The 22,132-nt window shown below is 39.3% G+C and carries 25 protein-coding genes; 12 read left to right on the top strand and 13 right to left on the bottom strand.

From position 1 onward, the window contains the following. The first annotated feature begins 66 nt into the window (after window positions 1–66). The 4 genes from ACKWBX_RS00880 (at window position 67) to ACKWBX_RS00865 (ending at window position 4,426) form a co-directional block, all read left to right on the top strand. Window positions 67–657, top strand: coding sequence for a hypothetical protein (locus tag ACKWBX_RS00880; protein ID WP_413966750.1), 591 nt, complete (start codon window positions 67–69; stop codon window positions 655–657). 283 nt (window positions 658–940) lie between these two features. Then, window positions 941–1,609, top strand: a complete 669-nt coding sequence (locus ACKWBX_RS00875) for a succinate dehydrogenase cytochrome b subunit (protein WP_413966749.1) — start codon at window positions 941–943, stop codon at window positions 1,607–1,609. Window positions 1,610–1,611: 2 nt separating this feature from the next. Continuing rightward, window positions 1,612–3,615 (top strand): fumarate reductase/succinate dehydrogenase flavoprotein subunit, encoded by a 2,004-nt coding sequence (locus ACKWBX_RS00870; protein WP_413966748.1) that lies wholly within the window; start codon window positions 1,612–1,614, stop codon window positions 3,613–3,615. 64 nt (window positions 3,616–3,679) lie between these two features. Further along, window positions 3,680–4,426, top strand: a complete 747-nt coding sequence (locus tag ACKWBX_RS00865; protein WP_413966747.1) for a succinate dehydrogenase/fumarate reductase iron-sulfur subunit — start codon at window positions 3,680–3,682, stop codon at window positions 4,424–4,426. Between the two features lie 61 nt (window positions 4,427–4,487). On the opposite strand, the gene ACKWBX_RS00860 is transcribed toward ACKWBX_RS00865, so the two are convergent. After that, entirely contained in the window at window positions 4,488–5,447 is a 960-nt protein-coding gene (locus tag ACKWBX_RS00860; protein WP_413966746.1) for an AraC family transcriptional regulator, read from the bottom strand. Window positions 5,448–5,536: 89 nt separating this feature from the next. Between ACKWBX_RS00860 and ACKWBX_RS00855 the strand changes: the two genes are divergently transcribed. Next, window positions 5,537–6,010, top strand: a complete 474-nt coding sequence (locus tag ACKWBX_RS00855) for a very short patch repair endonuclease (protein WP_413966745.1) — start codon at window positions 5,537–5,539, stop codon at window positions 6,008–6,010. Here ACKWBX_RS00855 and ACKWBX_RS00850 read toward each other — a convergent pair. Beyond that, a complete protein-coding gene (locus ACKWBX_RS00850; RefSeq protein WP_413966744.1) occupies window positions 6,007–6,717 on the bottom strand; it encodes a helix-turn-helix domain-containing protein in 711 nt (236 codons plus the stop codon). The two genes, ACKWBX_RS00855 and ACKWBX_RS00850, sit on opposite strands and share 4 nt — an antisense overlap. A 195-nt stretch (window positions 6,718–6,912) precedes the next feature. Here ACKWBX_RS00850 and ACKWBX_RS00845 point away from each other — a divergent pair, with 195 nt between their 5' ends. The 4 genes from ACKWBX_RS00845 (at window position 6,913) to ACKWBX_RS00830 (ending at window position 9,322) form a co-directional block, all read left to right on the top strand. Further along, the gene (locus ACKWBX_RS00845) at window positions 6,913–7,182 is read left to right on the top strand and encodes a hypothetical protein (protein ID WP_413966743.1); all 270 of its coding nucleotides are present in this window, start codon (window positions 6,913–6,915) and stop codon (window positions 7,180–7,182) included. Between the two features lie 97 nt (window positions 7,183–7,279). Further along, window positions 7,280–7,423 (top strand): DUF559 domain-containing protein, encoded by a 144-nt coding sequence (locus ACKWBX_RS00840; protein ID WP_413966742.1) that lies wholly within the window; start codon window positions 7,280–7,282, stop codon window positions 7,421–7,423. Window positions 7,424–7,553: 130 nt separating this feature from the next. Further along, complete coding sequence (locus ACKWBX_RS00835; RefSeq protein WP_413966741.1) at window positions 7,554–8,099, top strand: type 1 glutamine amidotransferase domain-containing protein; 546 nt, start codon at window positions 7,554–7,556, stop codon at window positions 8,097–8,099. A 74-nt stretch (window positions 8,100–8,173) separates the two neighbouring features. Further along, window positions 8,174–9,322, top strand: a complete 1,149-nt coding sequence (locus tag ACKWBX_RS00830; RefSeq protein ID WP_413966740.1) for a methionine aminotransferase — start codon at window positions 8,174–8,176, stop codon at window positions 9,320–9,322. Here ACKWBX_RS00830 and ACKWBX_RS00825 read toward each other — a convergent pair. The 11 genes from ACKWBX_RS00825 to trhO all read right to left on the bottom strand — a co-directional run bounded on the left by ACKWBX_RS00825 (window position 9,319) and on the right by trhO (window position 19,628). After that, on the bottom strand, window positions 9,319–10,470 hold the full coding sequence (locus ACKWBX_RS00825; RefSeq protein WP_413966739.1) for a serine hydrolase domain-containing protein: 1,152 nt from the start codon (window positions 10,468–10,470) through the stop codon (window positions 9,319–9,321). The two genes, ACKWBX_RS00830 and ACKWBX_RS00825, sit on opposite strands and share 4 nt — an antisense overlap. A 9-nt stretch (window positions 10,471–10,479) precedes the next feature. Further along, window positions 10,480–11,013 carry a GNAT family N-acetyltransferase gene (locus ACKWBX_RS00820; RefSeq protein ID WP_413966738.1) on the bottom strand — a complete coding sequence of 178 codons (534 nt, stop codon included), beginning with the start codon at window positions 11,011–11,013 and terminating at the stop codon, window positions 10,480–10,482. Window positions 11,014–11,218: 205 nt separating this feature from the next. Then, on the bottom strand, window positions 11,219–11,587 hold the full coding sequence (locus ACKWBX_RS00815) for a hypothetical protein (protein ID WP_413966737.1): 369 nt from the start codon (window positions 11,585–11,587) through the stop codon (window positions 11,219–11,221). 632 nt (window positions 11,588–12,219) lie between these two features. After that, window positions 12,220–12,876 (bottom strand): 3-oxoacid CoA-transferase subunit B, encoded by a 657-nt coding sequence (locus tag ACKWBX_RS00810; RefSeq protein WP_413966736.1) that lies wholly within the window; start codon window positions 12,874–12,876, stop codon window positions 12,220–12,222. A gap of 28 nt (window positions 12,877–12,904) precedes the next feature. Further along, window positions 12,905–13,270 (bottom strand): four helix bundle protein, encoded by a 366-nt coding sequence (locus tag ACKWBX_RS00805; RefSeq protein ID WP_413966735.1) that lies wholly within the window; start codon window positions 13,268–13,270, stop codon window positions 12,905–12,907. Window positions 13,271–13,293: 23 nt separating this feature from the next. Beyond that, the gene (locus tag ACKWBX_RS00800) at window positions 13,294–13,998 is read right to left on the bottom strand and encodes a CoA transferase subunit A (RefSeq protein WP_413966734.1); all 705 of its coding nucleotides are present in this window, start codon (window positions 13,996–13,998) and stop codon (window positions 13,294–13,296) included. A gap of 118 nt (window positions 13,999–14,116) precedes the next feature. Beyond that, on the bottom strand, window positions 14,117–16,459 hold the full coding sequence (locus tag ACKWBX_RS00795) for a penicillin-binding protein 1A (RefSeq protein WP_413966733.1): 2,343 nt from the start codon (window positions 16,457–16,459) through the stop codon (window positions 14,117–14,119). Window positions 16,460–16,462: 3 nt separating this feature from the next. Continuing rightward, complete coding sequence (locus ACKWBX_RS00790) at window positions 16,463–16,948, bottom strand: gliding motility lipoprotein GldH (protein ID WP_413966732.1); 486 nt, start codon at window positions 16,946–16,948, stop codon at window positions 16,463–16,465. Further along, window positions 16,941–18,113, bottom strand: coding sequence for a PSP1 domain-containing protein (locus tag ACKWBX_RS00785; RefSeq protein ID WP_413966731.1), 1,173 nt, complete (start codon window positions 18,111–18,113; stop codon window positions 16,941–16,943). The genes ACKWBX_RS00790 and ACKWBX_RS00785 overlap by 8 nt, the downstream gene beginning before the upstream one ends. Before the next feature lie 164 nt (window positions 18,114–18,277). Next, window positions 18,278–18,490 carry a hypothetical protein gene (locus ACKWBX_RS00780; protein ID WP_413966730.1) on the bottom strand — a complete coding sequence of 71 codons (213 nt, stop codon included), beginning with the start codon at window positions 18,488–18,490 and terminating at the stop codon, window positions 18,278–18,280. A 106-nt stretch (window positions 18,491–18,596) separates the two neighbouring features. After that, window positions 18,597–19,628: an oxygen-dependent tRNA uridine(34) hydroxylase TrhO gene (gene trhO / locus ACKWBX_RS00775; RefSeq protein ID WP_413966729.1), complete on the bottom strand. Its 1,032-nt coding sequence runs from the start codon at window positions 19,626–19,628 to the stop codon at window positions 18,597–18,599. Window positions 19,629–19,988: 360 nt separating this feature from the next. On the opposite strand from trhO, the gene recA reads away from it, so the two are divergent. From recA to ACKWBX_RS00760, 3 genes are all read left to right on the top strand, one after another. Continuing rightward, window positions 19,989–20,996 carry a recombinase RecA gene (gene recA, locus ACKWBX_RS00770; RefSeq protein WP_413966728.1) on the top strand — a complete coding sequence of 336 codons (1,008 nt, stop codon included), beginning with the start codon at window positions 19,989–19,991 and terminating at the stop codon, window positions 20,994–20,996. Between the two features lie 92 nt (window positions 20,997–21,088). Beyond that, complete coding sequence (locus ACKWBX_RS00765; RefSeq protein WP_413966727.1) at window positions 21,089–21,508, top strand: hypothetical protein; 420 nt, start codon at window positions 21,089–21,091, stop codon at window positions 21,506–21,508. 27 nt (window positions 21,509–21,535) lie between these two features. Then, on the top strand, window positions 21,536–22,102 hold the full coding sequence (locus tag ACKWBX_RS00760) for an RNA polymerase sigma factor (RefSeq protein WP_413966726.1): 567 nt from the start codon (window positions 21,536–21,538) through the stop codon (window positions 22,100–22,102). Window positions 22,103–22,132: the final 30 nt, after the last annotated feature.

The following is a 22,132-nucleotide window of genomic DNA, read 5'->3' as shown; positions in this document are numbered from 1 at the left end:
AAAAGATATAGGACGCTCCAAGTACCTATCTCCATTAGGTTTGCCGCATAATTATAAATTAAAATTATGAAAGCAATCAAATTCAGAAATCAATTTTTTACAATTCTTTGTGCAGGGTCGTTATTTATGGCTTGTTCACCTGAAGATGGGGAGGACGGTGCTGTTGGTCCTCAAGGCATTCAAGGGGAACAAGGGCCAGCGGGCGCCGAGGGCCCTCAAGGAGAACAGGGCGAACCGGGTACGGCCAATGTTATCTATTCCGAATGGATGGATTCGGAGTTAGATAATAACATCATTGCTACAGGCTCAGGTTTTGAGGTGGATGCTCCCGATTTAACCGAAGATATCATTAACAACGGTGTTATCTTGGGATTTGGAAAAAATATTCCTCTCATAGGCACTCCGGATGTTTTTCAGCTCCCTGTGATATCTTCATCAAACCAATACTCCATTAGAGCTGAAGATCCGGGCATATTAAGGTTTCAAGTCTCATCAATAGATGGGAGTTCTGTCGGAACCCCTCTATTTGAAGAGTACAGGTATATACTAATACCCGGTGGTCAGCCAGCTTCCGACAACTCTAGCAAAACGTCTCAAATAGACTACACCAAAATGTCCTACGAAGATATCATGGCCCACTTTGATATTATTGAATAAATGGTTTCTTCCCTCATCCTTTTTAGGGTGAGGAGAAGATTTTAATTAAATTCATGTTGAAGAAATAGTTACTTCGCTTAACTTACTTTGACCAGTTTATAAAACCCTTGACATTTCAAGGGTTTTTGTTTAGGCTTCTTCCTGTTTTTCAAGTCTTTTTTAGTTAAAAATTAAACACCCTTTTCAAGTTGCTTAAAATCTATCTAAATAGAATACTAAAGCTGTAGAAAAGTTGTTAATAACTTGTTCGTGCCGTAACTTTGTGTAGTTAAAAAACCAACAAATGAGCGGATTTATAAAATCTTCGATAGCTAGAAAAGTCATAATGGCCCTATCCGGTCTCTTTTTAGTCTTTTTCCTTGGTCAGCACTTCACCATTAATATTACTTCTGTAATAGACCCTGATACGTTTAACGCTTGGTCCCATTTTATGGGTTATAACCCTTTGGTACAGTATGTATTGCAGCCTATATTGATTGCAGGTGTTATCATTCACTTTGTGATGGGTTTTATTCTGGAAATTCAAAACAGAAATGCCCGTGGAACAGGATATGTAAAATATAAAGGAAGTGCCAATGCACCATGGATTTCCAGAAACATGATTATTTCCGGAGCCGTAGTATTGGCTTTTATCGGGTTGCATATGTATGATTTTTGGGTACATGAAATGGCGTACAAGTACATTGAGTCAAATCCGGAGGACCCTACAAGATATTATGCGGAAACTGTTGAAAAATTTGCGCCTATTTGGAGAGTGGTACTGTATGTAATCGCTTTTGCACTATTGGCCTTACATTTATTGCATGGTTTTGCTTCGTCATTCCAGACCATGGGCGTCAACAATAAGTACACTCCTGCCATACAGACGTTCACTAAAATCTTTGCGGTCGCAATTCCTTTAGGTTTTGCCTTTATCGCAATATATCATCACCTTAACCCTATAACACATTAAGTATGGGAGTATTGGATTCTAAAATACCATCTGGACCGTTAGCGGACAAATGGACAAAACATAAAAACGAAATTGACCTTGTTAATCCGGCAAACAAACGAAACATAGATATAATCGTAGTAGGTACCGGTTTGGCAGGAGGTTCTGCCGCAGCAACCTTAGCGGAGCTTGGTTATAATGTAAAGACATTCTGCTATCAAGATTCACCAAGACGTGCACATTCCATTGCGGCACAGGGTGGTATCAATGCAGCGAAAAATTATCAAGGTGACGGTGATAGTCCTTACCGACTGTTTTATGATACCGTGAAAGGCGGTGATTATCGTTCTCGTGAAGCCAACGTATATCGGTTGGCACAAGAGTCGGTCAATATTATTGACCAATGTGTGGCCCAAGGTGTTCCTTTTGCCCGTGAATATGGTGGTTTATTGGATAACCGTTCTTTTGGCGGGGTTTTGGTTTCCAGAACCTTCTATGCGAAAGGACAGACCGGTCAGCAATTATTGTTAGGTGCGTATTCCGCTATGAACCGTCAAATAAACCGCGGTAAAATAAAGCCTTACAACCGTCATGAAATGATGGATTTGGTAAAAATCGATGGTAAGGCGAGAGGTATTATTGCACGCAATTTGGTTACAGGGGAAATTGAAAGACATTCTGCCCATGCCGTGGTTTTGGCCACAGGGGGCTATGGCAACGTATTCTTCCTTTCCACGAATGCGATGGGAAGCAATGTTATGGCAGCATGGAGAGCGCATCGTAGGGGGGCTTTTTTCGCCAACCCGTGTTTCACACAAATTCACCCTACCTGTATTCCGGTTTCCGGGGAATCACAGTCCAAACTAACGTTGATGTCGGAATCCCTTCGTAATGATGGTCGCATTTGGGTTCCTGCCAGATTGGAAGATGCCCAGGCCATACGTGAAGGAAAATTGAAACCCACACAGCTTAAAGAAGAGGATAGGGATTACTATTTGGAAAGACGCTATCCCGCCTTTGGAAACCTTGTACCACGCGATGTAGCTTCCAGAGCTGCGAAAGAGCGTTGTGATGCCGGTTTTGGCGTAAACAAAACGGGAGAAGCGGTGTATTTGGATTTCGATGCCGCCATTATGCGTTACGGAAAGGAAAAGGCATTGACTTCCGGTATGAAAGATGCCGATGACAAAGCAATCCGGGCGCTAGGTGAAGAAGTCATAGAAGCAAAATACGGAAACCTCTTCCAGATGTACGAAAAAATCGTAGATGAAAATCCATATAAAACCCCAATGATGATTTATCCCGCGGTACATTACACCATGGGGGGTCTTTGGGTGGATTATAATCTGCAAACTACGGTTGAAGGTTGCTATGCGGCCGGTGAGGCGAATTTTAGTGATCACGGCGCAAATAGATTGGGTGCTTCCGCATTAATGCAAGGTTTGGCCGATGGTTATTTTGTATTGCCTTACACCATTGGCGACTATCTGTCCAAAGATATCCGGACCGGTAAAATTCCAACGGACACTCCAGAATTTGACGCTTCTGAAAAAGAAGTTCGCGATAGGATCGAGAAATTAATGACCGGGCAAGGAACCAATTCCGTAGATTACTATCACAAGAAATTGGGCAAGATCATGTGGAACAAATGTGGCATGAGCAGGAATGCAAAAGAGCTACAGGAAGCCATTGATGAGATTTCCGCCCTGCGCAAGGACTTCTGGGAAAACGTACGTGTACCCGGAACGGCCGATAGCAAGAACCAAGAATTGGAAAAAGCAGGCCGTGTAGCGGATTTCCTTGAATTGGGCGAACTGTTCGCAAAGGATGCCTTAACGAGAAATGAGTCCTGCGGAGGTCATTTCCGCGAGGAATACCAGACCCCGGAAGGTGAAGCGTTGCGTGACGATAAAAACTTCAAATTCGTATCCGCATGGGAATACAAAGGAGAGCCCAAGGATGCCGTGCTTCATAAGGAAGCGTTGGTATATGAGAATATCGAATTAAAAACTAGAAGTTATAAATAGTTGTAGTTGTACGCTGAAGGTGAAGACCAACAACGGGCAACGGGCAACGAACAACTAAATAGTTATGAAATTAACATTGAAGATATGGCGTCAAAAAGATGCCAACACTAAAGGGAAGATGGTGGATTATACCATTGGTGGAATAGACGGAGATATGTCTTTTCTCGAAATGATGGATGTTCTGAACGAAGATCTTATCACAAAAGGTGAAGAGCCTGTAGAGTTTGACCATGATTGCCGCGAAGGTATTTGCGGATCGTGTTCGTTGCAGATTAACGGGGAGCCCCATGGACCGGATAGATTGATTACTACATGCCAGTTACACATGCGTAAGTTCAATGATGGCGATACAATTGTTATTGAACCGTTCAGGGCAAAGGCATTCCCGGTCATCAAAGATTTAATCGTAGACCGAAGTGCTTTTGATAGAATACAGCAAGCCGGCGGATATGTTTCGGTAAATACATCCGGAAACACCATAGACGCCAACGCTATTCCCATTGAAAAAGCGGATGCGGACGATGCTTTCTACGCTGCTGCCTGCATTGGTTGCGGAGCCTGTGTCGCAGCCTGTAAAAACGCAAGTGCCATGTTATTTACCTCCGCCAAGGTATCCCAGTATGCACTGCTGCCGCAAGGGCAGGTAGAAGCTACGGACCGCGTTCAGAATATGGTTCGCCAAATGGATTTGGAAGGCTTTGGGAACTGCACCAATACAGGAGCCTGTGAAGTGGAATGTCCCAAAGGAATTTCCTTGGAGAACATCGCCCGTATGAATAGGGAATATTTAGCGGCAAATATCAAGGGATAGGTTTTACGTCCGTTAAAATTTAAGTCCTGTGTTTCGTATGATAAGGAAACACAGGATTTTTTTATTTAACGGGGATACAAATATCTACAAAGAATAAACCTTCGGGATGGCTCATACCATCATTATGGTAGATTTCATAATGATGACCGTCTCTTAATTCAAAATTATTTTCCGGAATCCAAAGTGACATACTGTTCCATGCTTTCTCAAACTCTTCCGCCTTTATTTGAAAACTACCTACAGCAAACTTGCCTTCAGGAATGGTGTTTTTTGAAACTTCGCCCGTGACCTCAACGTCATCATCAATAGTGATACAAGCACTTGATTGCATTTTTGAAGCATCGGTTATCCTAGGGCTATCGTAGTAGATTGCCGCCATTTTTGTTTTTGGAAAATTCAATAATCCTCTCGGCCCTGCCCATTGCATCAATTTTTCAAACGCTTTTCCAATTTTGTCATAGGCCCCTTGATGCCTTACCTGTACCAACTTTAATTCGGGCATCACTTTTACTTCTACTTTTGTTTTCATCTCTAACCAGTTTTTAAGATTATCCATAGTGTAAAAGTATTTTTGAAAGGAAACTTTATTTTCTCCTTTCTTGCTTTCAATTTTACCAATCTTGCTAAACTCGTTTTGCCCCCTTCTCTGAAACTCAGAAGCACTGATGCCGTAAAACTTCTTAAACGTTCTAGAAAATGAATGAATACTCTTGAAACCGTATTGATGCGCTAGATTGGTCAACGTATTCGTATTCCCATTAAATAATAAGCGCCCAGCTATCTTTTCAATTCTTACCCTTGTAATATAGTTGTTCGGTGTTTCCTCTAATAAAGCGGTGAAAATGCGATGAAAGTGAAAAGGAGAGAAACAGGCTATGTCCGCCAATTTTTCCAGGGACAAATCAGCGTCCAGATTGGCATCTATATATTCTACTACTTTATTTATTCTGTTGATATATAAGATTTGTTGCTCATTTTTCATATCTGTCACTTTGACTTCTAAAAATAAATGTTTATCCATATCGGATAAAGTATAGCCCTAAAGGTCGCAAGATTTGTTAAATTTCGGTTTAGTTTTCTATCCGTCAAGACATTTAATATATTTAGGATATGGCCAAGAATTACTCGGAAGAGCGCATTAAAGTCCCTCGTTTCAACGAAGAGTCTGGGTTTTACACTACACCCCAACGCTCCAAAATCATGAGTAAAATTCGGGGCAAGAATACCAAGCCCGAACTAGCTTTTAGAAAAGCGCTTTATGCTGCTGGCTATCGCTATCGGGTAGATTATAAAAAGCTCATTGGCAAGCCTGATATCGCTTTAAAAAAATATAAGACCGTTATTTTTATTGATGGGGAATATTGGCACGGTTACCAATGGGCAGCACGCAAACCCAAAATAAAAACAAACCGCGACTTCTGGATCGCTAAAATAGAACGCAATATGCAGCGCGACCAAGAAGTGAATGCCGAACTTAAAAGATTGGGCTATACGGTGTTCCGTTTTTGGGAAAGCGAAATCAAAAAGAATCTTGATAGTTGCCTTCAAGAGGTTATTGCCCATTTAGAAAGCAAAATAGATTAAATCTGCATCCCCACCACTTCAAAAATCTGTTCTATTTCATCCATATGGATATCAAAATCCACATATTCCGGGGATTTGTTCGGACTATGACAGGTTATTGTTTTTTGATTGGCGTTATACGCTATGATTTGCCTACACATAATACCCCGTTGATGAACAATAATCCAATGGGCATCATACGTGTTTTTCAATCTTTTCTTCACATTAGGTATTGAAATAGATTTACCGAGTGCGATGGCTTTTTTTGGAATCCTGTATATAGTATTATCGTCCATAGCGTCATTGGTAATCTCAAAAGCTATGTAATCGCTTACCGCTACTTGGTCTATAATGAAACCAACATGTGGCAACGATTGCATAAAGGTAACGCTTTGATATTCAAGTATATATTCCGTAAATACTTCCGCCACTACCAAAGGGACTTCAAGTAGATACTTACCTGGATTCAATTTAAATATCGTATGGAGCTTATCCGGCTTTTTAGATTCCCTTCTATATGTGCTTCCATTCTCGTTCACGCTTTCATGTGAATATAGATCGGCAATACTTACGTCAAAATATTGAGCAATTTTTGTGAGATTTTTTATGGGTATGTTAGCATCTTTTTTTTCATATAATTGAATGGTTCGCAAACTAACACCTATCGCATGGGCCAAATCGGTCTGATTTATATTTTTTTTTCGCCTCAGCTCTTTCAATACAAACATAATATTGTATTATTGCGTAATATTCTTACATATTTTGTTGAATACGCAGATTAATTACACTATTTGTAATTCGTTTACAAACAAATATAGCAAAATGCGTAACTATTTTATTTGTAAATAAATTACAGAAGCCAATTCTTAATGATATGTTCTGAAGAATAAGATAAAATACCAACGATTAATACATTGCAGCCAATGTTCAGTGAAAATGACTATGGAAAACCCATTAGTGAAAAATTATCGATTATTTTAAGAAGAAATACCTCTAAAGATGATTTTGCCAATATAGCGGCACTTACAAGCATTAGTTTTTCTACCATTAGAGATGTGGTATATAGAACTAACAGCTTAACAAAATCCAACTCAAAAGCGATCATCGCATTGACCAAAGTTGCTTTTGACAATTCATTGGCATTACAGTTACAGGCAGAGGGTGATAAGAAATATTTAAACGACCTTTTATAACCATATTTCAACTTCATATGCAAAATCGGTCATCATTAGGCAGCACGTAAACTCAAATTAAAACCGCAACTTCTGGATCGCTAAAATAGAACGTAACATGCAACGTGACCAAGAAGTGAATGCCGAACTTAAAAGATTGGGCAATACTGTATTTCGTTTTTGGGAAAGTGAAATCAAAAAGAATCTTGATAGTTGCCTTCAGAAAGTTATTGCCCATCTAAAAAATATTATCCCAAATTAACATTCGTCAATTTGATTTAACATACGATTAACCTTTCAATCCCATATTTTAAAGGGGTTTTAACGGATATTTTCACTTCTATATTTTATATTAAATGAAAACGAATTATTAATCTTAAAAACAAAAACAAATGAAGAGGATTGCAATTTTAGCAACAAATGGATTTGAAGAAAGTGAATTAAAATCTCCAAAAGAGGCCATGGAAAAAGAAGGCTTCCAAGTAGATGTAATTAGTCCCGAAAAAGGGAAAATCAAAGGTTGGGCCAACGGAAATTGGTCTAATTCATATACCGTAGACAGAAGCTTAAACGAAGCTAAAGTTGATGAGTATAATGCGCTTGTATTACCAGGAGGAGTCATTAATCCGGATACCTTAAGAAGAAATGAAGATGCACTTTTGTTTGTGCGTGATTTCTTTAAGGCGAAGAAACCGGTAGCGGCCATTTGCCATGCACCACAAATATTGATTAGTGCTGATGTCGTAAAAGGAAGAAAGTTGACTTCTTTTAATTCTATCAAAGATGATTTGGTAAACGCAGGAGCACATTGGGTAGACCAAGAAGTAGTGGTAGACGAGGGATTTGTAACCAGTAGAAATCCAAATGATTTACCCGCCTTTAACGCAAAATTAATCGAAGAGATTAAGGAAGGAAAGCACGAAGCGCAACATGCATAATCATTATATGATTCAGTATAGAGCTCGACAGAAATGTCGGGCTTTTTTTATCCTATAAATGTGTATTTTTAAAAATGACTCCGAACATACGCTCCAAGTTACCAAAAATAAGGACCACTATTTTCACTACCGTAGGTAATTTGGCCAGAAAGCATAAGGCAATAGACCTTTCACAAGGCTTTCCAGACTTTGAAGTAGATACCTCCTTGATCGCGTTGGTAAACCAAGCCATGGAAAACGGTCATAATCAATATTCACCTATGCAGGGGCTTTTGGAATTAAGAGAAGTTTTGTCCCACAAAATAAAAAAGCTGCATAAAAAATATTATGACCCAATTTCGGAAATTACCGTGGTTGCAGGAGCTACACAGGCTATCTTCACCTCAATTACCGCATTTGTTCACCCCGGCGATGAGGTTATTGTCCTAAAACCTGCATATGATTGTTATGAACCGGCCATAAAGGTAAACGGTGGTGTGCCTGTTCATGTATCATTAGAGGCACCGTGCTATCAAATAGACTGGGAGTTTTTTAAGACGAAAATAAGCTCTAAAACAAGAATGGTCATCATCAATACACCTCACAATCCTGTCGGACGTATTTTTTCAAAGAAAGATATGCTGCAATTACAGGAGATTTTGAGCGATACCAATATTATCTTATTGAGTGATGAAGTATATGAACATTTAATTTTTGATGGCGAACAACATCAAAGCGCCTCCCGTTTTCCCGATTTGGCTTCCCGAAGTATTATTTGTTCTTCCTTCGGCAAAACCTTTCACGTGACCGGGTGGAAAATTGGCTACTGTGTGGCTCCCAAAGAACTGATGCAAGAATTTCAAAAAGTGCATCAATTTAATGTTTTTTGTGCGCCGAGACCAGTACAGCACGCATTGGCGACCTATCTTAAAACGGAAAGTCATTATTTAAACCTTGGTGCTTTTTATCAACAGAAGCGCGACTTCTTTTTAAATGCCATTAAGGATTCCCGTTTTACCTTTATGCCGAGCCAAGGTTCCTTTTTTCAGCTTTTGGACTATTCCAAGATTACGGATGAACGTGATGATGAATTCGTAAAGCGATTGATAGTGGAACACCAAATAGCAAGTATCCCTGTTTCCGAATTTAACCTCAATGATAGAAATGATCATATGCTCCGTTTCTGTTTCGCCAAAAAGGAGGAAACTTTACGAAAAGCAGCAACTATACTTAACGGACTTTAATCTAAAGCAGCGTTCACCAATTTCATAAATTCTCCTATTTTGTTAGGTTCCAGCCACCGTGTCACTACCACTAAATCGTGTTCCTTATCAATAATAATGAAGTTGCCGCCAAACCCTGCTGCGTAATATATATTTTCTGAAAGTCCTTCCCAATGGCGTTCTCCTTTTTTGTTAAGCCACCACATGTAACCATAATTTGCATTAGGTTTGGAAGGTGTTGTAGCTTTTTGAATCCAAGACTCACTAATTAACCGCTCTTGGTTCCACTTTCCATTATTTAGAAACAACATCCCAAAACGCGCCATATCTTCTGTATTGATAAAAAGCCCTGCCCCGGAATGCCCTCCACCAGTAACCGATTTCATCTTCAACCCGTCCACCTCTGTCCATGCATGGTCATACCCATACCAGCGCCACGTAGTAGAAGCACCTATTTTATCCATGATATTTTCCTTAAGTACCAATGGCATGGGCTTTCGCCAAATATGGGTGAGTGCATAGGCCAAAACATTTACCCGCACATCGTTATATTCCATCATAGTACCCGGTTCTTTTGGTTTTTCTAATTTCCAATCGTCCAAGCCTCCTTCACGTGGTGGACGGTCAGCCCAATCCTTTCCACCCCAAAGCTCCCCGGACCATGCCGAATTCTGCTGTAAAAGATGCTCCCAAGTGATTTTTGAGTTGTGAGTCCCATCAAAAGTACCGTCCCATATATAATCTATAACGTTATCGGTTGTGTTGGCAATCAAACCTTTATCCTCCGCCAGCCCTGCCATAGTGCTCAAAAAGCTTTTGGTCACGCTAAAAGTCATATCTACCCGTTTGGTATCTCCCCACTTGGCAATGATATAACCGTTTTTAAGAATTATTCCTGCAGGACCACCACGTTTTTTTGTGGGTCCTAGGATTTCATGGAAAGGTTCTCTTTCGAAGCCTTTTAAAATGGCCATGCGTAAATCTCTTGAGCCAGAGTATTCATTTTTTTCGGCAAAAGAAACGGCATCATCCAGCTTTTCTGTGTCTATTTTGTAGGATTTGGCAGGTTTATCTGCCCAAACTTCATTTTTCTTTGGAAAATAGTATTCCTGACCTCTTACGGGCAAGGTCATGGTATATAGAATGAAGCCGTAAACGAGTTTTTTCATTTTTAGGTTTTATTTAGGGATGAAGTTAACCAAATCATATCGCATTAACCAATCGGTCTGCTTGTCTGTTCCAATAAAGTAAGGGTGTGTTCCAAATTTGGAGAAACCGTGCCGCTGATAAAATTTTATGGCTCTTTGATTTTCCTCCCAGACCCCAAGCCATAAAAATGCCTTTTCCGATTCAAATGCAATTTTTTTGATTTTGGTAAGTATGGCTTCCCCAATTCCTCTTCCCTGAAATTCTTTTAAGACATAGATTCGTTCCAACTCCATACTTTCCGATAATTTTACATCGGTTTGGGCCTCACTCGTATTTAGTTTAAAATAAGCAACAAGTTTTTCGCCTAGGTATGTGAAAAAGAAAGCGATATTAGGATTGTTTATGGCTGAATTAAGTATTTCTTTGGTAAAGGCGACATTCAAATACGTTTTAAAATCGTTTGGGTCGTTGTCAGTTTCAAAAGCATCACTAAAGGTTTTCTTAGAGATTTCTAAAAGTTGTTCAAGATTACTTTCGTCACATTTTTCATATTGAAGTACCATATTCCCTAAAATAAGAAAAGGAGCAAATAATTTTGCTCCTTTCTGGGGGATTTTTACCTAAAAGTTTATAGCATGAATAACTTCTTGGTAAGTTGTAACAGGCCTTCATAAAAACTACCACGAGTTTTCTTTTGGCCATCATGAACAATTGGTCTATGGTTCATCTGGGTTTGCATAATTGTAGGCATTTTGGGTATAAAACATTTTAATTTTGTCGCTTAGCGAACAGCTCTCCTGATACTTTTTTCAATATGGTTCCGTTTTCGGTTTTCTCCATGATTACATATTCATCTGGAAAATCAGTCCCTGTATAAGAAATGGTGTAAACATTATCTTCCAAAGTCCAGGTAAAATCGTTCAAAAACGATACCTCACCATCTTTATAGCCGTGAAACCGACCTAGATATACATCATTAAAAATCCACTCTTCAGTATCGATTACCAATTTATTGGTATTGGTCGCGGTCTTTACTTCATTTTTCCAAATTCCAATAACGGCATCGTTATTTTCCTCTATTTTTGAACAAGACACAACAAGGACACATACTACTAAGCACTGTAAAAAAACTTTCATTTGTAGGTTAAGATTTATAAAGCGATTTGGGGTCACTTTTAATTACAATTCAAATATATGAAAGAATTTTCCTACATAGTAATTTTTGTGGTCAAATACAGTATTCTTGTTGCGAACCAAACAAATCTAATTAATTTCATCGATTAAAAACAATTTTTATCGATGAAATGCATTTATTAACATTTTATTATTTAATAAAGTGATACTACCTGAGTAAATATAAAATGAAACTCTCCTAGAAATTTTGTTTTGAACTAAGTCAGGAATATTAAAAAATCCAAAGATTTTAATATGGTGAAAGAATCATTCATTAATGGGCATAAAAAAAGAGCAACTTGGGGAGGTTGCTCTTTTTGTTTTGATTCTTTTAAAAATCTATAACATAAATAGTTTTTTGGTCAGAAGTACAATTCCACTAAAAAAATCGTTTTTATAAACTTGTACTCTTTCTTCTGATGCGATGTTATTTCGGAATTTCATTTTGGCTAAGTTATATTTTGACTTGGATATTTATTTTCTACGAGTTAAAGATACGCTCAACAAGAACTGTTATTGAAATTATTGTTGTGAACACACCCGTAAATGTTGTGAAAAAAACAATTGGTTTCCTTTCGTCGATAAAATCGCTTTCCCTAGTCAATCATCATCTCCGGGACATCCTTCGGAACAATCAACTTTCCGGCTGTAGCATTTTCAATATCCGTTACGGTAACTCCGGGGGCTCTTTCTAATAATAAGAAGCCATCCTTAGTTACCTCTAGAACGGCCATATTTGTCACTATTTTTTTAACACATTGTACTCCGGTCAATGGCAGCGAGCATTTTTTAAGCAATTTGGACGCTCCAGCTCTGTTTGTGTGCATCATCGCCACGATGATATTTTCTGCGGATGCTACCAAGTCCATAGCCCCTCCCATACCTTTGACCATCTTTCCCGGTATTTTCCAATTGGCGATGTCCCCATTTTCGGAAACCTCCATAGCTCCTAATATAGTGAGGTCCACATGTTGGCCCCTTATCATTCCAAAGCTCATGGCAGAATCAAAGAACGATGCTCCCGGTAAGGTAGTTATCGTTTGTTTCCCAGCGTTAATGATGTCCGCATCCTCGTCCCCTTCAAAAGGAAATGGGCCCATCCCCAATACGCCATTTTCGCTTTGGAATTCTACATTTATATCTTCCCGCACAAAATTGGCCACCAAGGTTGGGATACCAATACCCAAGTTGACATAGTAACCGTCTTGTACTTCTTTGGCTATTCTTTTTGCTATTCCGTTCTTATCCAACATTTTGTCGATTTTAAAATTTGGTGATGTACTAATTTGAAGATTTACTTCTCTTGCTTGTACCTATTATTTTTGATAAAATCAATGTAATCGATTCTAATTCTTGAAATAGTTCTTGCTTGGGCGCTGGATAATGTTTAGATGCCTCACATAGCTTTAACCAATAGAACAACTCATCAGCCTCTTTTGCAGAAATTTTTAACTTATGTATAAAATCTGCCTTACTTTCTGCATTTTGTGCTTCTCTTACATTTGCTCCTATAGAAGTGCCACTTCTAAATATTTGGGAAGCCATCTCAAACTTCTTTATATCCCTAATTTGCTCAGAAAAGGAAATGATTTTAATTGAAAACTCGAAAGTTAACTCTACTATTAAATTTTTCTTATCACTTCTCATTTTCAAATTGAAAAATCTTTAAATTAATCAATTCTTTGCCTCACTGTTCTCTGCTCTATTCTCTTTTCATAGTGTTCCCCTTGAAAGATGCGTTGTACAAATATTCCAGGGATATGAATTTCATTGGGGTCCAATCCTCCAGCAGGAACCAATTCCTCTACCTCAGCGACCGTAATCTTGGCCGCACCACACATACACGGGTTAAAATTTCTTGCCGTACCCTTAAAAATCAAGTTTCCGGCCTCATCACCTTTCCAGGCTTTTACAAACGAAAAGTCTGCCTTAAAAGCCTCCTCCATCACATACATTTTCCCATTGAATTCCCGTGTTTCCTTTCCTTCCGCAACTTCAGTTCCGTAGCCTGCAGGTGTATAGAAAGCAGGGAATCCGGATTGAGCCGCCCTACATTTTTCGGCCAAAGTACCTTGCGGGGTAAGTTCCACTTCCAATTCTCCACTTAACATTTGCCGTTCAAACTCATCATTTTCCCCAACATATGAGGAAATCATTTTTTTTATCTGGCGTTGCTGTAGCAATAATCCAAGTCCAAAATCATCAACACCGGCATTATTGGAGATACAGGTAATGTCTTTTACGCCTAACCTCACTAATTCCGAAATCGCGTTTTCCGGTATGCCACATAGCCCGAAACCTCCGAGCATGAATGTCATGTTATCCGCGACGCCTTCTAACGCCCTGCCGACATTTGGAACTGTTTTTCGTATCATAATCCCTTAAATTAAAACCTTTTCTAATGTACCACTTTTTAGTTCCTGATTTTAAATTTTACGCAAAAAATAACCTGCCGAAAAGCAGGTTATTATAATCCATTTATAATGATGGTAATTAAAAATCCAAATCTTCCAGATCTTCCTTGATATCCTCATCCGTTTGTTGGTTTTCCGCAAATTTTACACAATCTGTCTGAATACTCATATTTTCAGGTTTTTCAAAATCTTCTTTGGAAACGTTCAATTCCTCATCAGCATAGTTTTTGGTCATATATAAGCCCCAAATAGGCAAGGCCATAGATGCGCCTTGACCGTAAGTAATGCTTTTAAAGTGCGTGGCGCGTTCTTCACCACCTACCCAAACACCAGTGACCAAATTAGGCACCATGCCCATAAACCAACCATCACTATTGTTTTGCGTAGTTCCTGTTTTACCGGCTATCGGATTCGTTAAATTATACGGATAGCCCGTAATAATCTCTTTATAGACTGTTTGATTTTTATTGTAACTATGGCGCAGTCTTGTTCCGGATCCCCCTTGGGTAACTCCTTTCATTAAATCTATCATGGCGTAGGAAACCTCTTTACTCAATACATCTTTGGTTTCTGGAACATATTCATAAAGTACCGTACCGTTTTTATCTTCTATGCGCGTGACCATTACCGGTTTAACATAAACGCCCTGATTGGCAAAAGTTCCGTAAGCGCCCACCATTTCATATACATTGAAGTCTGGCGTTCCCAAAGCAATGGAAGGTACCTCAGGAATTTCCCTGGTTAATCCAAGATTTTTAACGATAGATACAACCGATTTAGGACCCACCTTATCTATTAACTGTGCAGTGACCGTGTTTACCGAATTGGCCAAGGCATGCTTTAAGGTCATATCTTTCCCCGAATATTTTAAATCGGAGTTTCTTGGACACCAAGGTTCAGGGTTTCCATGTTTATTGGCCTCAATACAATATTGGGTATCTGGCAAAGTTTCGCAAGGTGACAAACGCAATTGGTCAATGGCCGCGGCATATACAAATGGCTTAAAGGTAGAGCCTGCCTGCCTAGCTCCTTGTATTACATTATCATATTGAAAATGTTTGTAATCAATACCGCCCACCCAAGCTTTAACATGACCGGTCTGTGGTTCCATGGACATCATGGAAGCCCTTAAAAAGGTTTTGTAATATCTGATGGAATCCAAAGGCGTTAAAATAGTATCTTTTTCACGGGTGTCGCTTTTCCAATCAAACACCGTCATTTCTGCCTTTTTAGTAAACGAAGTTCTAATTTCCTTTTCGGATTTTCCGGCAGCTTTCATTTTTCGCCATCGCTCGGAAGTTTTCATCGCTCTTTCCATAATGCGATCGGTTTCTTCCGTAGTCAAATCTAAAAATGGTGTTGTGGGATTTCTTTTTTTCGTATTCTGGTTGAAAAACTCCGCTTGTAAGCGAGACATATGTTCCTCTACCGCAGCCTCCGCGTTGGCTTGCATTTTAGAGTCTATAGTGGTGTAAATACGTAATCCATCCAAATAAATGTTCCATTTATCACGTTCCCCATCTAGTGCTGGTTTTGGGTTTTTCTCAATCCATCCTTTCATATATCTTTGCAAATACATCCTAAAATAGGTAGCCAATCCTTCCCTATGGTTTTCAGGGTTAAAATTGATGTCCATTTTAGTGGCCTGCAAAGAATCTTTTTCTTTTTCAGTGATAAAATCATATCTGGCCAATTGGCCTAGAACAATATTCCTTTTTTTCTTTGTCAATTCTTCACGACGCATTGGATTGAACAATGAGGAATTTTGCAACATTCCTACCAACATGGCAGATTCTTCGATTTTTAAATCTTTGGGCTCTTTCCCAAAATAGATACGTGAAGCAGAACGAATACCATCGGCATTATTTCCAAAATCATAAATATTCAAATACATACTTACAATTTCTTCTTTGGTATAGCTTCGTTCTAATCGAACGGCCAATACCCACTCTTTTATTTTTTGGGTATATCTTTCCCAACCTCTTGCCGCCGGACCAGTAAATAATTGTTTTGCCAGTTGTTGAGTGATTGTACTAGCTCCTCCTCGTTTCCCTAGATAAAAAGCAGCTCTTAATGTGCCATACCAATCGATCCCTGAGTGATCCTGAAAACGTATATCCTCACTTGCCATTAAAGTATTTACCAGATTTTCAGGAAGTTCCTCAAAAGGAACGTTGGTTCTGTTATCATCCAAATAAAATTTTCCTATCAGTTTTCCATCCGAAGACATGATTTGGGAGGCAAGGTTGGTCTGCGGATTTTCCAAATATTCATATGGGGGAAGTTCCCCAAAAAGACCCCACGAGGCCGAAAGAAATACTAAAGCTACCAGCAAAACTCCTGATCCGAAAAGAATCCAAAGCCATTTGATATATTTTCCAAATCCAGTTTTAACCGTATTTTTTTTAACCGTTTTAGCCATTATCTAGGGGTTACTTTTGGTAATTTCTATCCCAACATCCAAAATGCCCTCCAAGCCAACGATACCGGAGACACTTCCGTTTTTTCGCATGGCATGGGATACTTCAATTGTATATACGCCGGTATCCGAAAAAACGATGTTTTCCTTGTACCATAATTTGTTTTCCTTTACGCTGCCGTTTCCCTTTCCTAACCAAGTACCGTCCGGCAAAGCCATGGTATACTCCAACGTATCCTGAATTACTTCTCCTTCCGGAGTGGTCATTGCGGCAATCACGAACAGGTTACTATAGGGGAAACTTTCATCGTTCCTAACATTAATAAACACATTGTGTTTTTGTAACGTATCCAATTCCGAAAAATTGAATTTTAAAACGTCATTTTTATTCCAAGTATCCCCTCCCAAGGATCGGTATTCACTTTTAACGATATCCGTTTTGCACGAAACAAGACCGATTAAGATTGCAAAAAAGCCAATGAGCCTACGCATTTTTTTGATTTCGCTTTCTGTTATTGTTGTTATTCCTTCTCTTTTTGTTCCGGTTTCTGTTGTTTCTTCTTTTTGGCTTATCAAAACGGGTCAGGCTATCCTGACCTACTACATTTTCAAAAACCACTTTTTCTTCCACGCCCTGTTCCAAAACGTACATCTCTAAACTGGCAACTTTCTCTTTTCGTTTATTCTTATCTAGAATTTCGTTTACCTGGTCCTTGGAAAGCACATGCCAATTGGCCGGATCTTCTTTATAGGAAAACCATAGCATTTCCTTGAATATATCTGTCTTTTGGCAAAAAGCCAATCCTTTTTCGGTAAACAGTTTGGTGTCTTGCCCGGGGAAATCTTTCAAGGCATCCAAGTACACATCCAACTCATAATTAAGGCAGCACTTTAATTTTCCACACTGCCCTGCCAATTTTTGGGGATTTAAAGAAAGTTGTTGGTAACGCGCCGCAGAGGTACTTACTGAACGAAAATCCGTTAACCAAGTGGAACAACAGAGTTCGCGACCACAGGAACCAATTCCTCCCAATCGTTGGGCTTCTTGACGGTAGCCTATTTGGCGCATTTCTATACGAATGCCGAAGGCCTTGGCCATATCCTTGATCAATTGTCTAAAGTCTACCCGTTCCTCGGCAGTGTAATAAAAAGTGGCCTTGGAACCATCGCCCTGAAATTCCACATCGGAAATCTTCATCTGCAACTTCAAGATAATGGCTATTTCCCGAGAACGCTTTTTGATTTCCTCTTCCCTATCCCTACATTTTTGCCAGATATCAATATCCTTCTGATTGGCTTTTCGATATATTTTAGGAAAGTCTTCTGCCTTAAAATCGGCCTTTTTACGTTTCATTTGTACACGGACCAATTCTCCGGTCAACGTAACCATGCCAATATCATGACCCGACTGGGCCTGTGTAGCGACAATATCGCCAATAGAAAGTGAAAGATTGTCCGTATTCTTAAAAAATTCTTTTCTACTGTTCTTAAATCTAACCTCAACAAATTCAAAAGGCTTTTCCCCATTGGGAAGCGCCATGTTGGAAAGCCAATCAAAAACAGTTAGTTTATTGCAACCATCTGTACCGCAAGTACCATTATTCTTGCACCCCTTTGGTTGCCCATCCTTACCGGAAGAACAACTACTACAACCCATATTTTATATATTGATTCCGAAAAACCTATAGTTTTGACGGAAAAAGGTTCATAAAAACTTTAAAAGTAAAGATACTATAATTTGTTATCGAAGCGAAACACAAATAAAAAAGACCCTTCTAGATTTATTTCTGGAAGAGTCCCTAATGTTATGGTTCAAGACTGCTATTCTTGGTCTTTATCTACCGTTGCTTCAGCCGGAGCATCAGTTTCTTCAGTGGCTTCTTTAAAAGCAAAAAACAATACGCCGCCTATAACGATAAGTCCAATACGTATGGCCCATCCGGTGTTTATTCCCCAAGAATCGATCCACATTAAAATCCTTAGGTTATAATCAAAGAGCGAAAGAACGGAGGAAATTATTCCGGCCAAGGCCATAAAACTACCTACACTTGAAAGTTTCTGTTTTATAAAGTCCGATTTTAATTGGTTATGTTCACAAAAACGTAGATCAAGAGCTTTTATTTGAAACCGAGCTTATCAACTACTTTTTGAACTTGAGTACTTCGGAACGTCCTTTTTTAAAAATCTTGTTGCTGACGATCTTTCCTTTGCGCAACGCTTTTTGTTCTTCAAAAGGCAGTTCATGTATCTCCTTGCAGTGGTCAGAGCAGCAATCGTTCATTTTTCTGGCACATTCCCCGCATTGAATAAATAGCAAATGGCATGCTTCATTGGCGCAGTTCACGTGTGTATCGCAAGCCGCCCCGCATTGATGGCATTGCGCAATGACATCATCACTGATGCGCTCCCCCCTTCTGTGATCAAAAACGAAGTTTTTTCCCCGGAATTTGTTTTCGAGATTTTTGTCGGTTACCTGTCTTGTATATTCAATAATACCTCCTTCCAATTGGTATACTTGTTTGAACCCATTGTGCTTATAATAGGCACTTGCCTTTTCACAGCGGATACCGCCTGTACAGTACATGACCAATTTTTTATCTTCCTTATGGCCGGCAAGGTCTTTTTCAATGATGTCCAAAGAGTCCCTGAAGGTATCTACATCCGGGGTAATCGCATTTTTAAAATGGCCAATTTCACTTTCATAATGATTGCGCATATCTACCAAAATGGTATCCGGGTCCTCGATAAGGTCGTTGAATTTTTCCGCGTCTACGTGAATTCCTTTATTCGTAACATCAAAAGTGCTGTCATTGAGTCCGTCTGCCACTATTTTGTTCCGGACCTTCACCTTTAATTTTAAGAACGATTTGTTGTCCTGTTCAATGGCAATGTTCAGTCTCACATTTTCCAAAAAAGAAATACCGTCCAAATGTGTCTTAAAGGCCTCAAAGTTTTCTGCCGGAACCGATAATTGGGCATTGATACCTTCTGTAGCCACATAGATCCTGCCCAGTACCTCTAGCGCATCCCAATGAATGAATAAATGATTTCTGAATATGGCCGTGTTGCCAATGTGCGCGTATTGGTAAAAGGAAATCGTGAGCCGCTCCTTACCGGCGGCCTCTATCAAAGCTTCCCTTTCCTTAGCGCTTAATGTATTGTACAGTTGCATGCTATACCAATAGTTTAAGCCTGCCCAAGGGCAGTCAGGTTAAAGAATAAGTTAATGGCAAAAATAGTAAATACGTTTGGAACCGTATAGTGCTTTGCGTTCTTCCAAAAAAAGAGCCTTGAATCAACAAGGCTCAGTTCGGTTATTCCATTTCTTTCTTCTTCATAGCATTCTTTCAGAAAATCAAAAAGGAAATAACCACCATTGACCATTGCCACTAAAAAACAACAGTTTATAATCAGGTAAAATCAGACACTATATCATATAGATGATAATTCCTCTAAAGGGTTGCGTAAAGCATTTTATAATTCTTAATTTTCCAAAAAGAAACAGTATTTTAGCTTCCCTAAAAAATATGAGATGAGTTCCGAAAAAGAAGCAAAATTAAAAGCATTAAAACTGACCCTTGATAAATTGGACAAAACCTATGGAAAGGGAGCGGTAATGAAGATGGGCGACAGTGTGGTCGAGGATGTAGAGGTAATCCCATCCGGATCTTTAGGGCTGGATATTGCTTTGGGTGTTGGCGGTTACCCAAGAGGAAGGGTCATTGAAATTTATGGGCCGGAATCTTCGGGAAAGACGACCCTTACGCTACACGCTATTGCCGAAGCCCAAAAAAATGGCGGTATTGCTGCTTTTATCGATGCGGAACACGCATTTGATCGTTTCTACGCTAAAAATTTAGGTGTAGATATAGATAACTTGATTATTTCCCAACCGGACAATGGGGAACAGGCCTTGGAAATTGCCGATAATTTAATTCGTTCGGGAGCTATAGACATCGTAATTGTGGATTCCGTTGCCGCGCTTACCCCTAAAAGTGAAATAGAAGGGGAAATGGGCGACTCCAAAATGGGGCTGCACGCGCGTTTAATGTCGCAGGCGCTGAGAAAATTGACAGGCTCTATCAGCAAAACCAATTGTACGGTGGTTTTCATCAACCAACTACGTGAAAAAATTGGGGTAATGTTCGGCAATCCGGAAACGACTACGGGCGGTAATGCGCTTAAGTTTTACGCATCGGTTCGTATAGATATCAGAAGGTCTACGCAAATAAAGGATACCGATGGTGCCGTGCAGGGCAACAAAACAAGGGTTAAAATCGTAAAAAACAAAGTAGCACCTCCTTTCAGAACCACGGAATTTGATATTATGTACGGTGAAGGAATCTCCAAGGTTGGAGAAATCATAGATCTTGGCGTGGAATATGAAATTATTAAAAAGAGTGGTTCTTGGTTCAGTTACGGAGAGACCAAATTAGGTCAGGGGAGAGATGCGGTGAAGTCGCTCCTTTTGGACAATCCAGAACTTTTTGAAGAGTTGGAAGGCAAAATACGGGAGGCCATTCAAGCTCTTAAACCATAAATTGTACGGTTTACCTCCTTTTTAAATAGATTTAAAAGAATTCACGCAACCTTTAGTCTTTATTTTCATCTTGAAGATAAAAAGATGTTATTATGATAGGGAAAATAAAATATTTCCTGATTGTAGGGTTTGTTTTAATTTTGGGCGGCTGTTCCTTGAACGATGATGGACCTAACTTTCATTTTACAGCTCTGGAAATCGTAAGCGCGGAACTTCCCGATGCTTTTGAACTCAATGAAACATATAGAATCGATGTAACTTTTAATCTGCCGAATGGTTGTACATCCTTTAACGGATTTGACGTTACCCAAGAGGATACGACCGTGAGAAACGTTGTCGTTTTCGGAGCTGTACGGACTGATATTGATGATTGTTCCGAAGAACTGGTTCAAGAAGAGTCTTTTTTCAATTTTGTAGTCGTACATAACGAGCCTTATCTGTTCAAGTTTTACCAAGGTGAAAACAGCGAGGGAGAACCGGAATTTTTTGAAGTAACCGTCCCGGTCAATTAATCTTATTTTAAAATTCAACCAACCCAAGTGAGTCAAGAGGAACTCATACATAATTGCAGAAAGGGAGAACGAAAAGCCCAAGAACAGTTGTATAGAACCTATGCCCCTGTACTTTTTGGTATTTGTCTAAAATATTCCCGTAACAAAACCGAGGCCGAAGATAATTTGCATGATAGTTTTATGACCATTTATGATAAAATTGGTCAGTATAAGTCTAAAGGTTCCTTTGAAGGCTGGTTAAAACGTATTACCGTAAACACGGTCTTACAAAAATATAGAAAGGAAGAACCACTTACCGTGGTGCATGAAAACACGAAGGAGACCGTGGAAATAGATGAAGCCCATTCTGATGTTGGACTTCAAACCCTTTTGGGTTATATAAGGGAACTTCCCAATAAATACAGAACCACTTTTAGTCTTTACGTGCTTGACGGGTACACACACAAGGAAATAGGTGATTTATTAGGTACAACGGTTGGCACATCAAAATCCAACCTTGCTAGGGCCAGAATGCTTTTAAAAGAAAAAATAGAAACAAGATTCTCGCAATCCATGATAGGCATCGTCCTTTTATTGTTAGGGAATTATATATGACCAGAAGGTCCAAAAAAATTGTAGTCTTAA

The sequence above is a fragment of the Maribacter algae genome (assembly GCF_047345745.1).
Taxonomy (GTDB): Bacteria; Bacteroidota; Bacteroidia; order Flavobacteriales; family Flavobacteriaceae; genus Maribacter.
Note: the sequence above shows the minus strand (reverse complement) of the source record. Positions and strands in the feature narration are given on the sequence as shown.

Coding starts and splice junctions, on each gene's coding strand:
- recA (WP_413966728.1), top strand. CDS start 19,989: ATGAGTTCCGAAAAAGAAGCAAAATTAAAAGCATTAAAACTGACCCTT.
- ACKWBX_RS00785 (WP_413966731.1), bottom strand. CDS start 18,113: ATGGGTTGTAGTAGTTGTTCTTCCGGTAAGGATGGGCAACCAAAGGGG.
- ACKWBX_RS00795 (WP_413966733.1), bottom strand. CDS start 16,459: ATGGCTAAAACGGTTAAAAAAAATACGGTTAAAACTGGATTTGGAAAA.
- ACKWBX_RS00850 (WP_413966744.1), bottom strand. CDS start 6,717: ATGTTTGTATTGAAAGAGCTGAGGCGAAAAAAAAATATAAATCAGACC.
- ACKWBX_RS00865 (WP_413966747.1), top strand. CDS start 3,680: ATGAAATTAACATTGAAGATATGGCGTCAAAAAGATGCCAACACTAAA.
- ACKWBX_RS00830 (WP_413966740.1), top strand. CDS start 8,174: ATGACTCCGAACATACGCTCCAAGTTACCAAAAATAAGGACCACTATT.
- ACKWBX_RS00855 (WP_413966745.1), top strand. CDS start 5,537: ATGGCCAAGAATTACTCGGAAGAGCGCATTAAAGTCCCTCGTTTCAAC.
- ACKWBX_RS00780 (WP_413966730.1), bottom strand. CDS start 18,490: ATGGCCTTGGCCGGAATAATTTCCTCCGTTCTTTCGCTCTTTGATTAT.
- ACKWBX_RS00820 (WP_413966738.1), bottom strand. CDS start 11,013: ATGGTACTTCAATATGAAAAATGTGACGAAAGTAATCTTGAACAACTT.
- trhO (WP_413966729.1), bottom strand. CDS start 19,628: ATGCAACTGTACAATACATTAAGCGCTAAGGAAAGGGAAGCTTTGATA.
- ACKWBX_RS00765 (WP_413966727.1), top strand. CDS start 21,089: ATGATAGGGAAAATAAAATATTTCCTGATTGTAGGGTTTGTTTTAATT.
- ACKWBX_RS00860 (WP_413966746.1), bottom strand. CDS start 5,447: ATGGATAAACATTTATTTTTAGAAGTCAAAGTGACAGATATGAAAAAT.
- ACKWBX_RS00800 (WP_413966734.1), bottom strand. CDS start 13,998: ATGATACGAAAAACAGTTCCAAATGTCGGCAGGGCGTTAGAAGGCGTC.
- ACKWBX_RS00835 (WP_413966741.1), top strand. CDS start 7,554: ATGAAGAGGATTGCAATTTTAGCAACAAATGGATTTGAAGAAAGTGAA.
- ACKWBX_RS00790 (WP_413966732.1), bottom strand. CDS start 16,948: ATGCGTAGGCTCATTGGCTTTTTTGCAATCTTAATCGGTCTTGTTTCG.
- ACKWBX_RS00870 (WP_413966748.1), top strand. CDS start 1,612: ATGGGAGTATTGGATTCTAAAATACCATCTGGACCGTTAGCGGACAAA.
- ACKWBX_RS00840 (WP_413966742.1), top strand. CDS start 7,280: ATGCAACGTGACCAAGAAGTGAATGCCGAACTTAAAAGATTGGGCAAT.
- ACKWBX_RS00825 (WP_413966739.1), bottom strand. CDS start 10,470: ATGAAAAAACTCGTTTACGGCTTCATTCTATATACCATGACCTTGCCC.
- ACKWBX_RS00805 (WP_413966735.1), bottom strand. CDS start 13,270: ATGAGAAGTGATAAGAAAAATTTAATAGTAGAGTTAACTTTCGAGTTT.
- ACKWBX_RS00880 (WP_413966750.1), top strand. CDS start 67: ATGAAAGCAATCAAATTCAGAAATCAATTTTTTACAATTCTTTGTGCA.
- ACKWBX_RS00810 (WP_413966736.1), bottom strand. CDS start 12,876: ATGTTGGATAAGAACGGAATAGCAAAAAGAATAGCCAAAGAAGTACAA.
- ACKWBX_RS00815 (WP_413966737.1), bottom strand. CDS start 11,587: ATGAAAGTTTTTTTACAGTGCTTAGTAGTATGTGTCCTTGTTGTGTCT.
- ACKWBX_RS00875 (WP_413966749.1), top strand. CDS start 941: ATGAGCGGATTTATAAAATCTTCGATAGCTAGAAAAGTCATAATGGCC.
- ACKWBX_RS00845 (WP_413966743.1), top strand. CDS start 6,913: ATGTTCAGTGAAAATGACTATGGAAAACCCATTAGTGAAAAATTATCG.